Annotated in this window: 12 protein-coding genes; 9 read left to right on the top strand and 3 right to left on the bottom strand. The window is 50.7% G+C overall.

Annotation, left to right across the window (positions count from 1 at the left end; translation table 11 throughout):
- The first annotated feature begins 41 nt into the window (after positions 1 to 41).
- Genes oppA through oppF form a run of 5 tightly spaced genes read left to right on the top strand, consistent with a single transcriptional unit; the run spans position 42 to position 5611 of the window.
- Positions 42 to 1679: an oligopeptide ABC transporter substrate-binding protein OppA gene (oppA, locus tag K7X24_RS14695; RefSeq protein WP_224555531.1), complete on the top strand. Its 1638-nt coding sequence runs from the start codon at positions 42 to 44 to the stop codon at positions 1677 to 1679.
- 53 nt (positions 1680 to 1732) lie between these two features.
- Positions 1733 to 2653, top strand: a complete 921-nt coding sequence (gene oppB / locus K7X24_RS14700) for an oligopeptide ABC transporter permease OppB (protein WP_039489534.1) — start codon at positions 1733 to 1735, stop codon at positions 2651 to 2653.
- Between the two features lie 11 nt (positions 2654 to 2664).
- Positions 2665 to 3573 carry an oligopeptide ABC transporter permease OppC gene (oppC, locus tag K7X24_RS14705; RefSeq protein ID WP_010295218.1) on the top strand — a complete coding sequence of 303 codons (909 nt, stop codon included), beginning with the start codon at positions 2665 to 2667 and terminating at the stop codon, positions 3571 to 3573.
- 11 nt (positions 3574 to 3584) lie between these two features.
- Positions 3585 to 4580 (top strand): ABC transporter ATP-binding protein, encoded by a 996-nt coding sequence (locus K7X24_RS14710; protein ID WP_224555533.1) that lies wholly within the window; start codon positions 3585 to 3587, stop codon positions 4578 to 4580.
- Complete coding sequence (oppF, locus tag K7X24_RS14715) at positions 4577 to 5611, top strand: murein tripeptide/oligopeptide ABC transporter ATP binding protein OppF (RefSeq protein WP_103182987.1); 1035 nt, start codon at positions 4577 to 4579, stop codon at positions 5609 to 5611. The genes K7X24_RS14710 and oppF overlap by 4 nt, the downstream gene beginning before the upstream one ends.
- Before the next feature lie 71 nt (positions 5612 to 5682).
- On the opposite strand, the gene K7X24_RS14720 is transcribed toward oppF, so the two are convergent.
- Positions 5683 to 6006, bottom strand: a complete 324-nt coding sequence (locus K7X24_RS14720; RefSeq protein WP_015840224.1) for an HI1450 family dsDNA-mimic protein — start codon at positions 6004 to 6006, stop codon at positions 5683 to 5685.
- A 253-nt stretch (positions 6007 to 6259) separates the two neighbouring features.
- On the bottom strand, positions 6260 to 7720 hold the full coding sequence (gene cls, locus K7X24_RS14725; RefSeq protein WP_224555535.1) for a cardiolipin synthase: 1461 nt from the start codon (positions 7718 to 7720) through the stop codon (positions 6260 to 6262).
- A gap of 1493 nt (positions 7721 to 9213) precedes the next feature.
- Between cls and K7X24_RS14730 the strand changes: the two genes are divergently transcribed.
- The 4 genes from K7X24_RS14730 to K7X24_RS14745 all read left to right on the top strand — a co-directional run bounded on the left by K7X24_RS14730 (position 9214) and on the right by K7X24_RS14745 (position 13265).
- The gene (locus K7X24_RS14730; protein ID WP_224555537.1) at positions 9214 to 10236 is read left to right on the top strand and encodes a methionine ABC transporter ATP-binding protein; all 1023 of its coding nucleotides are present in this window, start codon (positions 9214 to 9216) and stop codon (positions 10234 to 10236) included.
- The gene (locus tag K7X24_RS14735) at positions 10229 to 10888 is read left to right on the top strand and encodes a methionine ABC transporter permease (protein ID WP_224555539.1); all 660 of its coding nucleotides are present in this window, start codon (positions 10229 to 10231) and stop codon (positions 10886 to 10888) included. The genes K7X24_RS14730 and K7X24_RS14735 overlap by 8 nt, the downstream gene beginning before the upstream one ends.
- 41 nt (positions 10889 to 10929) lie before the next feature.
- Entirely contained in the window at positions 10930 to 12042 is a 1113-nt protein-coding gene (gene menC, locus K7X24_RS14740) for an o-succinylbenzoate synthase (RefSeq protein WP_224555541.1), read from the top strand.
- Between the two features lie 413 nt (positions 12043 to 12455).
- A complete protein-coding gene (locus tag K7X24_RS14745; protein ID WP_039489317.1) occupies positions 12456 to 13265 on the top strand; it encodes a MetQ/NlpA family ABC transporter substrate-binding protein in 810 nt (269 codons plus the stop codon).
- A gap of 328 nt (positions 13266 to 13593) precedes the next feature.
- Here the strand turns inward: K7X24_RS14745 and K7X24_RS14750 are convergent, their stop codons facing one another.
- Positions 13594 to 15012: a M20 family metallopeptidase gene (locus K7X24_RS14750; RefSeq protein WP_224555543.1), complete on the bottom strand. Its 1419-nt coding sequence runs from the start codon at positions 15010 to 15012 to the stop codon at positions 13594 to 13596.

Genomic DNA, 15012 nt, shown 5'->3' on the forward strand with positions numbered 1-15012 from the left:
GTGCTGGGATAACTAACACGACAACATTACAGGAGAAAATAATGACACACATCACAACTAAAAAAAGAGTAGCGGCCGCTATTATTGCGGCATTGAGTAGCACAATGGCGGTTTCTGCCTTTGCCGCGGCCGTTCCCGTAGGCGTTCAGTTAGCAGAAAAACAGGAATTGGTTCGTAACAACGGTGCTGAAGTTTCCTCTCTTGACCCGCATAAAATCGAAGGCGTGCCGGAATCCAACGTGTCGCGCGATCTGCTGGAAGGGTTGGTTATTTCTGACGTTAACGGCAAAACCAGCCCCGGCGTAGCGGAAAGCTGGGATAACAAAGATTTTAAAGTGTGGACATTCCACCTGCGTAAAGATGCCAAATGGTCCAACGGTGAGCCGGTTACCGCACACGATTTCGTCTATAGCTGGCAGCGTCTGGCCGATCCAAAGACGGCATCACCTTACGCCAGCTACCTGCAATATGGTCATCTGCTGAATATCGATGACATCATCGCTGGCAAGAAATCCCCTGATACGCTGGGCGTAAAAGCGATCGACGATCATACCTTTGAGGTTACGCTGTCCGAAGCGGTGCCTTATTTCTATAAGCTGCCTGTTTACGTTGCGATGTCCCCAATCAATAAAGCCGTTGTTGAAAAATTCGGTGAAAAATGGACGCAGCCACAAAACTGGGTCGGCAATGGTGCTTACAAGCTGAAAAGCTGGGTTGTGAACGAAAAAATGGTGCTGGAGCGTAACCCGCAATATTGGGACAACGCCCATACCGTGATTAACCAAGTGACGTATTTGCCGATCGCGTCTGAAGTGACGGATGTTAACCGCTACCGCAGCGGTGAAATTGACATGACGTACAACAACCTGCCGATCGAACTCTTCCAAAAGCTGAAGAAAGAAATCCCAGATGAAGTGAAGGTTAACCCATACCTGTGTACCTACTACTACGAAGTGAACAACCAGAAGCCGCCGTTTAACGATGTACGAGTCCGTACCGCGCTGCGTCTGGGTCTGAGCCAGGATATTCTGACCAACAAGGTGAAGAATCAGGGCGACATTCCTGCCTATGGCTTTGTTCCTCCGTATATCGATGGCCTGAAAGCGTCAGTACCGGAGTGGTTCACTTGGTCACAGGCGAAACGTAATGAAGAAGCGAAAAAATTGTTGGCAGAAGCGGGCTATACCGCCGACAAACCGCTGACGTTGAACCTGCTGTACAACACCTCCGACCTGCATAAGAAGATGGCGATTGCCGCGGCTTCTATCTGGAAACAGAATATCGGTGTGGACGTTAAGCTGGAAAACCAGGAATGGAAAACCTTCCTCAGCACCCGTCATCAGGGAACCTATGATGTTGCGCGTGCCGGATGGTGTGCGGACTATAACGAACCTTCAACCTTCCTGAACAGCATGCTGTCCGACAGCAGCAGTAACACCTCGCACTATAAGAGCAAAGAGTTTGATGCACTGGTGGCGAAATCCTTACAGGTGAAAACCGATGAGGAGCGCGCTGCGGTTTACCAGCAGGCGGAATCGCAGCTGGATAAAGACGCTGTCACCATACCGGTCTATTACTATGCGAATACCAGACTGGTGAAACCTTATGTTGGTGGATTAACGGGCAAAGATCCGCAGGATAATGTTTACGTGAAAGATCTTTATATCATCAAGCACTAATAATAATGGCTGGCGCACGCAGCTGTGCTGCCAGCCTTTTATAGGTACGAGCAATGTTAAAATTTATTCTTCGCCGCTGTTTAGAGGCGATTCCGACACTATTTATCCTGATCACCATCTCGTTCTTCATGATGCGATTGGCACCCGGCAGTCCTTTTACCGGTGAGCGTAATTTACCGCCGGAAGTGATGGCGAATATTGAAGCCAAATACCATCTGAACGATCCTATCATGACGCAGTACGGTAACTACTTACTGCAATTGGTACAGGGTGATTTCGGCCCTTCTTTTAAATACAAAGACTATTCCGTGAACGATCTGGTCGCGACGTCTTTCCCTGTTTCTGCAAAACTGGGGGCTGCGGCATTCGTTCTGGCGGTTATTTTTGGTGTGAGTGCCGGTGTGATCGCCGCGCTAAATCAGAATACGAAATGGGACTATACCGTGATGGGGTTTGCCATGACGGGGGTGGTGATTCCCAGCTTTGTTGTCGCGCCGTTACTGGTGCTGATTTTCGCCATTACGCTGCGGTGGCTACCCGGCGGTGGGTGGAACGGTGGGGCACCCAAATACATGATTTTACCGATGGTGGCACTGTCCCTGTCTTATATCGCCAGCATCGCGCGTATTACCCGGGGATCGATGATCGAGGTTTTACACTCTAACTTTATTCGCACCGCGCGCGCTAAAGGGCTACCGATGCGCCGCATCGTCCTGCGCCATGCGTTAAAACCTGCGCTGCTGCCCGTGCTTTCCTACATGGGGCCGGCGTTTGTGGGGATTATTACCGGCTCGATGGTTGTTGAAACCATTTTTGGTTTACCCGGCATTGGGCAACTGTTTGTGAACGGTGCACTGAACCGTGACTATTCACTGGTACTGAGTCTGACGATTCTGGTCGGCGGCTTAACCATTTTATTTAATGCGATCATTGACGTGCTCTACGCTGTTATCGATCCGAAAATTCGCTATTAATTGGGGGCGTTATGTTTTGGAATCGAAAAAACGTTGAAGCGTTAGAGAACTTCACCGAGCAGGCTGAGATTGAAGGGCGTAGTTTGTGGCAGGATGCGCGTCTGCGCTTTATCCACAACCGTGCGGCGCTGGCCAGCCTGTTTGTTTTAGCGGTGATTACCGTGTTTGTGATTTTTGCACCGATGCTGTCGGCATTTGACTACGCCGATACCGACTGGGGAATGATGTCGGCCGCGCCGGATATGACATCTGGTCACTACTTTGGTACGGATTCCTCCGGTCGTGATCTGCTGGTCCGTGTTGCTATCGGTGGGCGTGTGTCGCTGATGGTTGGCGTAGCAGCGGCGCTGGTTGCCGTGATCGTCGGCACGCTGTATGGCGCGATGTCGGGTTATCTGGGCGGGAAAGTGGATTCGGTGATGATGCGTCTGCTGGAAATCCTCAACTCATTCCCGTTCATGTTCTTTGTTATTCTGCTGGTGACGTTCTTCGGGCAGAACATGCTGTTGATCTTCGTGGCTATCGGCATGGTGTCCTGGCTGGATATGGCGCGTATCGTGCGCGGCCAGACGCTGAGCCTGAAACGTAAAGAGTTCATTGAAGCGGCGATGGTTTCCGGTGTCTCCACGCGCGGTATCGTGCTGCGCCACGTTGTGCCTAACGTGCTGGGCGTGGTGGTGGTGTATGCCTCTCTGCTGGTGCCAAGCATGATCCTGTTCGAATCCTTCCTGAGCTTCCTGGGGCTGGGAACGCAGGAACCGTTAAGCAGCTGGGGTGCCTTGCTGAATGATGGTGCGAACTCAATGGAAGTGTCGCCGTGGTTACTGTTCTATCCGGCGGCGTTTCTGGTTGTCACGCTGTTTTGTTTTAACTTTATCGGCGATGGCCTGCGTGATGCCCTCGACCCGAAAGATCGCTGAGGAATATCGACATGAGCAAGATTGAATTAACTGGCGCGCACGACGCGCTGCTACATGTTCAGGATCTCCGGGTAACGTTCAAAACGCAGGATGGTGATGTGACGGCGGTTAACGACCTGAACTTCACGCTCAACGCCGGTGAAACGCTGGGGATTGTGGGTGAATCCGGCTCTGGTAAATCACAAACCGCGTTTGCGTTGATGGGACTGCTGGCGCGTAATGGCCGTATTGGCGGATCTGCACGCTTTCGTGGCAAAGAGATTCTCAATTTGCCTGAAAGCCAGCTGAATAAGCTGCGTGCTGAAGAAATCAGTATGATCTTCCAGGACCCGATGACCTCGTTGAACCCGTACATGCGCGTCGGCGAACAGCTGATGGAAGTGCTGATATTGCACAAACGCCTGAGCAAAAGCGAAGCGTTTGAAGAGTCGGTCAAAATGCTGGATGCGGTCAAAATGCCGGAAGCGCGTAAGCGTATGAAGATGTATCCGCATGAGTTTTCCGGCGGGATGCGTCAGCGCGTGATGATCGCGATGGCGCTGCTGTGTCGTCCGAAACTGCTGATTGCCGATGAACCGACAACAGCGCTGGATGTGACGGTTCAGGCGCAGATTATGACGCTGCTGAACGAGCTGAAACGTGAGTTTAATACATCTATCATCATGATCACCCATGACCTGGGCGTGGTGGCTGGTATTTGTGACAAAGTGCTGGTGATGTACGCCGGACGCACCATGGAATACGGCACTGCACGTGACGTCTTTTATCATCCGAGCCACCCGTATTCTGTTGGCCTGCTCAACGCCGTGCCGCGTCTGGATGCGGAAGATGAAGTGCTGGCAACCATTCCGGGTAATCCGCCTAACTTATTACGCTTGCCGAAAGGCTGTCCGTTCCAACCACGCTGCCCGTACTCAATGGATGTCTGCCATAGCGCACCGGCGCTGGAATCTTTTGGTGATGGCCGCTTGCGCGCCTGCTTTAGAGCGATTGAGGAGGTGGTATGAACAACGCGGACGAGAAAAAGGTATTGTTAGAAGTGGACGATCTGAAAGTCCACTTTGACGTCAGAGATGATAAGCAGTGGTTCTGGCAGCCGCCGAAAAAACTGAAAGCCGTTGATGGCGTGACGTTACGTTTATATGAAGGCGAAACGCTGGGCGTGGTGGGCGAGTCTGGCTGCGGCAAGTCTACGCTGGCGCGTGCCATTATCGGTCTGGTAAAAGCGACCGACGGACGCGTCACCTGGCTGGGGAAAGACCTGCTGGGCATGAGCGCCGATGAATGGCGCGCCGCGCGTAGCGATATTCAGATGATATTCCAGGATCCGCTGGCATCGCTGAACCCGCGTATGACGATCGGCGAGATTATTGCTGAGCCGTTAAAGGTTTATCATCCAGAACTGGATCGACAGACGGTAAAAGATCGTGTGAAAGCGATGATGCTGAAGGTTGGGCTGCTGCCGAACCTGATCAACCGCTATCCGCATGAATTCTCTGGCGGACAGTGTCAGCGTATCGGCATCGCGCGCGCGCTGATTCTGGAACCGAAGCTGATTATCTGTGATGAGCCGGTTTCCGCGCTGGACGTATCGATTCAGGCGCAGGTGGTTAACCTGCTGCGTCAGTTGCAGCGTGAAATGCGCTTGTCGCTGATTTTTATCGCCCATGACTTATCGGTTGTGAAGCACATTTCCGATCGCGTGCTGGTGATGTATCTGGGTCATGCGGTAGAACTGGGGACGTACGATCAGGTCTATAAAAACCCGCAGCACCCGTATACCCGCGCGCTGATGTCCGCTGTGCCGACGCCCGATCCCGATCAGGAGCGGAATAAGAAAATACAGCTGCTGGAAGGGGATTTGCCTTCGCCAATCAATCCGCCATCGGGCTGTGTGTTCTGCACGCGTTGCCCGATTGTCGGCCCTGAGTGCTCGAAAACCCGTCCATTGCTGGAAGGGAGCTTTACGCACGCCGTTTCGTGTCTGAAGGTCGATCCGCAGGCGTTGTTACCGGTGGCAGAAGCCGAAGCACAGTAATCTGTTTTATCGGCTACCGATGTAAAAAAGGCGTCTCCTGCGGGAGACGCCTTGCGTTTAGGTAAGAAGAATTATTCTTTCCACAAAATGTGGCAAAGTTTGTGGTCTTTCTCCCGGCAAATCAGCACGCGAGCAAAAATATCCGTGATCTCGTCACCTTCATTCTCAGCCAGCCCAATGACGACTTCGGCAAAAAAGTCAGGGTTCAGATCAAAATCAACGTGCTCGGCCCAGTCTTCAGCGGGATCGAACAACTCTGCGCCACCGCGCTCTTCGAATTGCAGGTTGAACAGCAGAATATCTGCCGGATCGAGGTTATCAGCCGCGAGTTCCAAAAAAATGTCGTAGGCCTGTTCCAATGCTTCGTCTTCGGTCAGGCGATTATTCAAATCCATAACGTAATTCCTGTTAATTCCCAATAGCCTTATTAGAACACGGGAAAACGGAGTATGCCCTAAATAATTCGAGTTGCAGGAAGGCGGCGACGCAGTGAGTCCCCAGGAGCTTACATCAGTAAGTGACTGGGGTGAGTGAGGACAAATTGGCTTAGCCAATTTGAACGCCGCTTACGGCGGCCCTTCAGGGCGAGGCTCAGAAATGAGCCGAGTATTGCCAACGCACATGCAGCTTGAAGTATTACGGGGATATTTATAGCAGGGGGCTGAAAAAGTAGAACAGCCGCTCGACGATGCGTTGCCAGTAAGGACGGTTTTGCCACTGCGTGGCGTTTAACAGGCGTGAACGGGCAATATAGTCTTCCTGTACGCAGGCTAAATCGCTGCCGAATCCTGCATCGTCAATCACCAGTGTGATTTCAAAATTCAGCCACAGGCTGCGCATATCCAGATTCACCGTACCAACCAGGCTGAGTTGTCCATCGACCAGTACGCTTTTAGTGTGCAGCAACCCGTCTTTAAATTGATAAATCTTCACGCCTGCGTCGAGCAGCTCTGTGAAAAACGCACGACTGGCCCAACCGACGAGCACGGAGTCGTTCTTGTGTGGAACAATAATGCTGACATCGACCCCGCGCTGGGCGGCGGTGCAGATGGCATGTAGCAGGTCATCGCTGGGCACGAAATAGGGGGTTGTCATGATCAACTGCTTACGTGCCGAATAGACGGACGTCAGCAGCGCCTGATGAATCATTTCTTCCGGGTAACCGGGGCCGGAAGCAATAACCTGAATGGTATGGCCGCTCTCCTGTTCGAACGGCATAACGTTAACATCCGGCGGCGGCGGAAGCAGGCGCTTGCCCGTCTCCATTTCCCAGTCGCAGCAGTAGATAATCCCCAGCGTAGTTGCCACTGGGCCTTCAATACGTGCCATCAGATCGATCCATTGTCCGACGCCGGCATCTTGTTTGAAGAAACGGGGATCAACCATATTCATGCTGCCGGTATAGGCGATACGGTTGTCGATCAGGATAATTTTACGGTGCTGCCGCAAATCCATGCGGCGGAGGAACGCACGGAATAGATTCACTTTCAGGGCTTCAACCACTTCAATCCCGGCGGTGCGCATCAGCTCGGGATGATGCTGACGGAAAAATTGTACGCTGCCAGCGGAGTCCAACAGAATGCGGCAGTGCACCCCGCGTCGTGCCGCGGCGATAAGGGAAGAGGAGACTTGATCAACCAGGCCGCCGGGTTGCCAGATGTAGAACACCATTTCGATGTTGCTGCGTGCGAGTTCAATATCACGCAATAGCGCTTTAATGGTGTCATCAAACGTGGTCATCAACTGCAACTGATTGCCTTTGACACCGCCAACGCCTTGTCGCCTTTCACACAGCTGAAATAACGCGCTGGCGACTTCACTGTTTTCCGTTGCGAAAATACGGCGATATTCTTTTAATTCGCGTAGCCATTTTGCCGTTGATGGCCACATTTTGCTGGCGCGTTCGGCTCGGCGTTTGCCGAGATGGAGCTCGCCAAACGAAAGATAAGCGACAATACCGACAAGTGGCAGAATATAAATCACCAGCAGCCAGGCCATCGCAGAAGGCACCGCCCGACGTTTCATCAGAATACGCAAGGTCACACCAGCGATCAGCAACCAGTAGCCAAAAACCAGTAACCAACTTATTACGGTATAAAATGTCGACATAAAAGCAGCACAGTTCCCTTCTGCAAAGAATTAACAAAGTGTACGCATAGATTGATAAAAGGGGAAATGCCTTTCCTCTGAATATAGCGTTCATAGCGGTAAAAACCCAGTGGTGCACGACTTTGGACTTGCTGATAAAACACCATACTCTGATACCGGTCTGATAAAATAGGAAGTTAGCCTGATCGCCTTATGATAGATTTTCCTGTTGGTCATGTTGAGGTTTTTTACCACAATACGTTACACATGGTTAGAAATAGGGGGGCTGTTCTTGATTTTTGTTGAAAATTAGATTTATGTAATATCGACTCTTTTTTCGGTAAATTAAATGTAATTTATTTGAATGCTATTAAATTTATTTACCAAGAGAAATATATATTAAGAAATGCGAAATAATATTTTACCTAAAAATGAGGGGGGGGGTAGCGATAAGCCAGCTTAAAAATGTTCGACAAGCTGTAGGTGATGTTAAATTATCGACCCAACCAGTGAAGATGGATTATAACTCATATAGATCTGTGAAAAATTTCAATTCCTGAGTTCGTTTTATAATGATACATCAATCGACATTGAGATAATCAATTTGGTTTCTGATGATGGACATGGGGATATTATATATTTCCTGTTTAATACGACTCAGATTTAGGTAGTCAAAAATCTGAGTTTAAATATTATCCAGATATATCAAAATATTACTCCTGTAAATATAACCTGTCATTCGGATATTGCTCCTGGCTGTAAGAATGATCCCGGAGCAGTTTTCCCATGGAAAGCGCTTTATGATAGTGGGATTGGGGCATAGTTTGAATAAAGTACCAAAGAGAAATATGAATCACAATTTCAGCAGGCAATTCCCTCAAATAGTGAACTTATTTCGAAATTAAAGGAATATGGTTATGATGTTACAAATGCGGACTCAGATAAAGGATTAAAAAATCTGGTTCGAGCATTTCAACTTCATTTTCGACAGAGTGAGTACAGCGGGATTATCGGGACTGAAACAGCCGCTATTGCTGACTTAGAAAATAAAGGCAAACGTGGTACGCTGGTGGTGCAATAGAATGAAATGTTTTCTAAAAAAAAGAAAGGTGATTTGCTTTTTTTATCATTGACGCAAAGCTCATTTCTCTCTACTTTAAATAGACGATTATTTTTCAATATTTTATTGATTTATAAAGATTTTAATCTAATTATAACAAAAATGGCAGCCACAAGTAGCCCGGTTCTTCCTCAATAAAAAAGGCGTTTATCCTCGAAAGTTATACGACAACAAGAGAGAGGAGCCTTGCCCTAATATTGGTCACTTAAGCCCGTTATTAGGGGAAACACAGGGGGAGGTTCCCGTAGGGAGGCCTCACCCCTGTGGTCGCCCCGTATATCTCGATGCTTAAACGATTGGCATTAGGCCTTGCCCTTATATCAAACAGGCATACATTTACGTATGCCGCGCTACATCACTTAAACAGTCGGCAACAGCAGGAGTGAGTCAGGTAATGATTCGGTTAGAAAACGTGAGCGTTGATTTTCCCGCCGGTAAAGATGCACAGTCCAGAGCGGTGAACAACGTCAACCTGACCATTCAACAGGGTGAAGTTTTTGGGATTGTCGGCACCAGCGGCGCGGGAAAGAGTACGCTGCTGCGGACGATCAATTTATTGCAGCGCCCCACCGAAGGGCGTGTATTTCTGGGTGATACGCTGATTAGCGATGCGTCCGGCCGTGAACTGCGTCAGCATCGGCAGCGTATCGGGATGATATTCCAGCATTTTAATCTGATGCATACCCGCAATGTGTATGACAACGTGGCGTTCAGCCTGCGTGCGGCGGGAAAGAGTAAGGAAGAGATTGCAACGCGCGTGCCGGAAATCTTGGTGCTGGTCGGGTTGCAGGATAAAGGAACCTCCTATCCAGCGCAGTTGAGCGGTGGGCAGAAACAGCGTGTGGGTATCGCCCGCGCCATTGCCAACCATCCTGAAGTGCTGCTGTGTGATGAACCGACCTCTGCGCTAGATTTAGAAACGTCGGCGTCTATTCTGGCGCTATTGAAAAGCATCAATGTCCGGTTAGGTATCACGATCGTACTTATTTCCCACGAAATGAGCGTGATTAAAAGTATTTGTCAGCGTATGGCGGTGATGACGGGCGGAAATATTGTGGAAGAAGGCGACGTCTTTACGATCTTCTCTGCGCCGCAGCACGCCTACACCAAACAACTGGTTAGCCATACCAGTCCGGTCGAATTACCTGAACGCTTTAAGCAGAATAATAAAGGCGTCTTGCTGAAAATACTCTTTGCCGATGATTCGGTAGAGCAACCCGTATTATCCGATGTGGCGCAGCAGTTTCAGGTATCGGTTAATATTCTGCACGGCAATATTGAATATATTAACGATCGCGCGCTGGGGCATATTATCGCTCAGATTTCATACCGTGACGATCCGACAGCGGATAACGTAGCCGCGGCTATTGCTTATATTCGACAGAATACCTTTGGAGTGGAGGTCATCAATGATTGAGTTATTCGGTGAATTAATCTTCGCTTTCGGTGAAACCTTCACGATGGTGTGTATTTCAACGCTCTGTGCGGTGGTATTCGGCTTGCCGTTAGGTATCGCGATTTATGTGACCGATCGTCATTTATTCTGGCAGAACCGTTTTGTCTATCTGGTTTCGACCATTCTGGTGAATATCATCCGCTCGATCCCGTTTGTGATTCTGCTGGTGCTGCTGTTGCCATTAACGCAGTTGCTGCTGGGGAACACTATAGGGCCGGTTGCGGCAGCGGTGCCGATGTCGGTTGCGGCGATTGCGTTTTATGCTCGTCTGGTGGATTCCGCGCTACGTGAAGTCGATCCAGGAATTGTGGAAGCGGCTGAAGCTTTTGGCGCTAGCCCGACGCGTATCATTGCGACCGTGCTGTTGCCGGAAGCGTTGGCAGGATTACTACGCGGCCTGACGATTACGCTGGTCAGCCTGATTGGCTACTCGGCGATGGCCGGAATTGTTGGCGGCGGCGGTGTCGGCGATCTGGCGATCCGCTTCGGCTATTACCGCTATGAAACTGAAGTAATGGTGGTGACCGTGATTGCGTTGGTGGTGCTGGTACAGGTCGTGCAAACGCTGGGTGATATGCTATCGCGTCGGGCGAATAAGCGCGAACGCCGCTAAACCACGGCAGAATAGGGTATTCAGGGCAGCAGAGAGATGTCATGAAAATAGACAAAATTGTATTAAGAAAAATGAAAATGGCGCTGAAAACGCCATTTACCACCAGCTTTGCGACGCAGACGGAGAAACACTTCTCCATCGCGGAAGTGCACGCTGGCGGGCAGATTGGTTACGGCGATTGCTCGGCCATTTCGCTGCCGTTTTATAACGAAGAGACCAACGTCACCGCCTGGCACATTATGCGTGACTTCCTGATCCCGATGATTAAGCAGGTTGGGGATATTGAGCATCCTTCACAGGTGCGCGATATTTTCGCCCCGGTAAAGCGTAATAACTGCGCTAAAGCGGCAATCGAAGGCGGTATTTGGGATGCTTACGCGAAGATAAAAGGCGTACCGCTACATCAATTACTGGGCGGCGTGCGGAATAACGTCGAAGCGGGTGTGAGTATTGGTATTCAGGACACGCCCGATCAATTAGTCAGCGTGGTCGATAATTTCCTGAACGAAGGCTACAAACGCATCAAAATAAAGATCAAGCCGGGAAAAGATTACGACTATATTGCGGCACTGCGTCAGACGTTTGGTGATATCACGCTGATGGTGGATGCTAATTCCGCCTATACGCTGGACGATATCGATTTCTTTAAGCGCATCGATAAATTCAATCTGCTGATGATCGAACAACCGCTAGCGCATGACGATATTATCGACCACCGCAAACTTCAGGCGGCGGTGAATACGCCGATCTGTCTGGATGAAAGTATTGCGTCGGTAGAAGATGCGCGTAAAGCGATAGAGCTAGGCAGCGCCAAAATTATCAATATTAAAGTTGCGCGCGTGGGCGGTATTACTGAAACCAAGCTGATTCATGACTACTGTCAGGCCCACAATATTCCGGTGTGGTGTGGCGGTATGCTGGATACGGCGGTCGGCAAAGCGCACAACATTGCGGTGTCTACGTTGCCGAACTTTATCTACGCGCACGATATTCCGCCATCTTCCCGCTACTGGCATGAAGACTTCATGCTGCCGTTTGTCGAATTAGACAAAGACAGCGGTGTTGCGGTGCCAAATAAACCAGGAATCGGCTTCGATATTAACCCTGAACTGTACGAAAAATATTGCTACGGACAGGAAACCTTTTTGTTTTAACTGATTCTTTAATCAGAAATTTTAAATCATATACCCTAAATAATTCGAGTTTCATGAAGGCGGCAAGAGAAGGAATCCCGATGAGCTTACATTGGTAAGTGATTCGGGTGAGTGAACGTAGCCAACGCACATGCAACTTGAAGTATGACGGGTATAAGTGTGAGCAGTAAAACGTTATCCAACACCAGGGAATAACGTTATCAAAATAGAGAAAAATAATGAGCGATGTTGCACCGTGCGTAAGGGTAGGGATTTAGGGAGAAACACGGTGATGAGGTTTCCGCAGGGATGCCTCGCACCGTGGTCGCTCCCGGTATCTCGATCTTAACCGTGGCTACAGACGCCTAACATAACGAGAATGCCGTTAGCAAAACGGCGAATACTGACTAAATCGGACAGACAGGAACGCGACGATGCGATTGAAAAAACTCATTCCACTCATGCTGGTGTTGGGCATCTCTCAGGCTTACGCAGCAGATTCAGGCAAAGAAATCACCATCGGCGTCTCGCCGGGGCCGTATGGCGATATGGTCACGAAAGCGATCAAGCCGGAAATGGTGAAAAAAGGCTACGACGTAAAAGTGCGTGAATTCAGCGACTACATCCAGCCGAATCTGGCGCTGTCGAACAACAGTATCGATGCCAACCTGTTCCAAAATCGCCGCTATCTTGATCGTTTCAGTGCGGATAAAGGACTGAAACTGGCGGAAGTGATCACCGTGCCGACGGCCAGCATGGGCTTTTACTCCAACAAAGTACGCTCGTTGGATGAGTTGAAAGCGGGCGATATCGTGACGCTGCCAAACGATCCGTCAAATCTGGCGCGCTCACTGGATTTCCTGCAAAAATACGGCCTGATCAAGATCAATCCAGATATTACGCCGACCAAAGCCTCGCTGCGTGACATCACAGAAAATCCGAAAGGGCTGGTCTTTAAACCGCTGGAAGCCGCACAGTTACCGCGCGCGCTGGGCGGCGTAACCGGTTCGCTGATTAACGCCAACTTCGCGATTTCCGCTGGTCTGAACCTGTCTGACGCCATTCAACTGGATGTGCTGCCGGAAGATCTGAAAAACATGATCGTTGTACGTGCGGAAGATGCCGATAAACCGTTCGCTCAGGATCTGAAAGCGGCCGTTCAATCCCCAGAATTCGCCGCGTTTTTTGAGGACAAAAACTCCATGTTCCACGCGTTCCAGAAGCCGGAATGGATGAAGAAGTAATTACGGTTTTGTTTGTAACTAAGCCCTTAATCTATGTAAGTAAAGGGAACGTTTCGTGCGTATTGGTATGAGTGCTAGTTTATAACACTGTATCCCGCCCGACATAGGGCAGCTCAAACGCCGCTTGCCCTATGAACCCAGGCTAATGGCTGAAATTATGCCGCTTACGCGGTTCCTTCGGTGTCCATGACCGTATTCCGAGCCGCCAGTGACGCGTTCCAGACGCGGCACTGGCTTTCGCGGCGTCCATGCCGCTCACTCGGCGGTCATCTCCACCTCAGCCTAATTTTTAATGCCAGTGAAAGACAGAGAAGATAAGCACTAAACATCACTTCTGATGTGCATACCCTCTGTGTTCGTCTAGTAACGCATCTCCTTGCTCCCCCAGTTCCCAGAATAGGCCAGTCATGATCGCTAACCCTTCTCGGGCGACGGATTTCAGCAGGTGTTCGTTGACCGCGTGCTGGCCGCATGCCGGATAGGAGTGGGGGATCCACAGCGTCGGCAGGCCGAGGATATCGGCGAAAACGTCATTGGGCAGCGATCCGCCCAAATTCGGTAATAGCGCGGGCTGTTTACCGCTGATTTGCTGCATCAGTGCCAGCGTCCAGTTTACCAGCGGATCTTCTGGGTTAAAACGCGTCGCCGGAGACGTATTAAGTACCTCAACCTCCACCTGTTTAAAGCCGTGCTGGTCGAGGTGTTGACGCACATGTTGCGCCAGATGCTGCCAGTCGGTGCCGACCACGAAACGCAGTTGGCAAATGGCGGTGGCATCAGCGGGAATCGCGTTCACCGGCTTGTGCGGGTTGCCGGTAATGAACGACAGCACTTCCAGCGTGTTCCAGCCAAATAGCCGTTCGGCAGGTGTGAGACCGTCTTCACCCCAGTTTTCATCAATCGCCGGATCGCCCTCGCTGCCTGCGGGGTCGATGGTGCTGAGGATTTCCCGTAGTGCGGGCGTTAACGGCGGTGGCAGCAGGGAATCGATCTTCATCTGTCCTTGTCCATCCACCAGACTCGCCACGGCGTTCGCCAACTGGGTACCCGGATTGCTCAGCAATCCACCCCAGTTACCAGAGTGATATGCCTGCTCGCGTGCCTGAATGCGCAAACGGAAATTGATGCAGCCGCGAGAGCCGAGGAACAGTGTCGGACGCTCTGCGCTGAGGCGCGGCCCGTCGGAGGCGATAAAGAGATCGGCGGCCAGCGCCTGCTTGTGCTGCTGGCACAGATCTGCCAGCCCCGGTGAGCCAATTTCTTCGCCCATCTCGAACAGCAGTTTGCAGTTGAAGCCTAAACGCTGCCCGCGCGCCTGAAATACCTGTTCCAACGCCATCAGGTTAATACTGTGCTGGCCTTTGTTATCGGCGCTGCCGCGCCCGTACCAGCGGTTGCCTTCTTCCACCAATTCCCAGGGCGTAAGCCCGTCGCGCCAGTTTTCTTCATCACCGAAAACCACGTCGCCGTGGCCGTAAGACAGCACGGTCGGCAGGTTGGGATCTTCAATACGTTCGGCCAGCAAAAAAGGGGGATGGCGTTCATCCGACGAGGTAATCAGCCTTACGCTGAATCCCATCGCCTGCAACGCGGGCTGGATCTCGTCAGTCAGATAGCGGTTCAGCGCGGGATGGTTACCGGCTTTTTGGCTCTCGCTAGCGTAGGAAATACGCCGGGCCAACGTTCGTTTAAATTCTCCGCGATCGAAACGTTCACAGGCGATACGAATAAGGTCTGCGTTGGTCAT

The organism is Pectobacterium versatile, assembly GCF_020166435.1.
In the GTDB taxonomy this organism is placed as follows: domain Bacteria; phylum Pseudomonadota; class Gammaproteobacteria; order Enterobacterales; family Enterobacteriaceae; genus Pectobacterium; species Pectobacterium versatile.

What these genes read in the sequence shown, in the direction of transcription:
- oppA (WP_224555531.1), top strand. Translation starts at nt 42, where the DNA reads ATGACACACATCACAACTAAAAAAAGAGTAGCGGCCGCTATTATTGCG.
- oppB (WP_039489534.1), top strand. Translation starts at nt 1,733, where the DNA reads ATGTTAAAATTTATTCTTCGCCGCTGTTTAGAGGCGATTCCGACACTA.
- oppC (WP_010295218.1), top strand. Translation starts at nt 2,665, where the DNA reads ATGTTTTGGAATCGAAAAAACGTTGAAGCGTTAGAGAACTTCACCGAG.
- K7X24_RS14710 (WP_224555533.1), top strand. Translation starts at nt 3,585, where the DNA reads ATGAGCAAGATTGAATTAACTGGCGCGCACGACGCGCTGCTACATGTT.
- oppF (WP_103182987.1), top strand. Translation starts at nt 4,577, where the DNA reads ATGAACAACGCGGACGAGAAAAAGGTATTGTTAGAAGTGGACGATCTG.
- K7X24_RS14720 (WP_015840224.1), bottom strand. Translation starts at nt 6,006, where the DNA reads ATGGATTTGAATAATCGCCTGACCGAAGACGAAGCATTGGAACAGGCC.
- cls (WP_224555535.1), bottom strand. Translation starts at nt 7,720, where the DNA reads ATGTCGACATTTTATACCGTAATAAGTTGGTTACTGGTTTTTGGCTAC.
- K7X24_RS14730 (WP_224555537.1), top strand. Translation starts at nt 9,214, where the DNA reads ATGATTCGGTTAGAAAACGTGAGCGTTGATTTTCCCGCCGGTAAAGAT.
- K7X24_RS14735 (WP_224555539.1), top strand. Translation starts at nt 10,229, where the DNA reads ATGATTGAGTTATTCGGTGAATTAATCTTCGCTTTCGGTGAAACCTTC.
- menC (WP_224555541.1), top strand. Translation starts at nt 10,930, where the DNA reads ATGAAAATAGACAAAATTGTATTAAGAAAAATGAAAATGGCGCTGAAA.
- K7X24_RS14745 (WP_039489317.1), top strand. Translation starts at nt 12,456, where the DNA reads ATGCGATTGAAAAAACTCATTCCACTCATGCTGGTGTTGGGCATCTCT.
- K7X24_RS14750 (WP_224555543.1), bottom strand. Translation starts at nt 15,012, where the DNA reads ATGACCAACGCAGACCTTATTCGTATCGCCTGTGAACGTTTCGATCGC.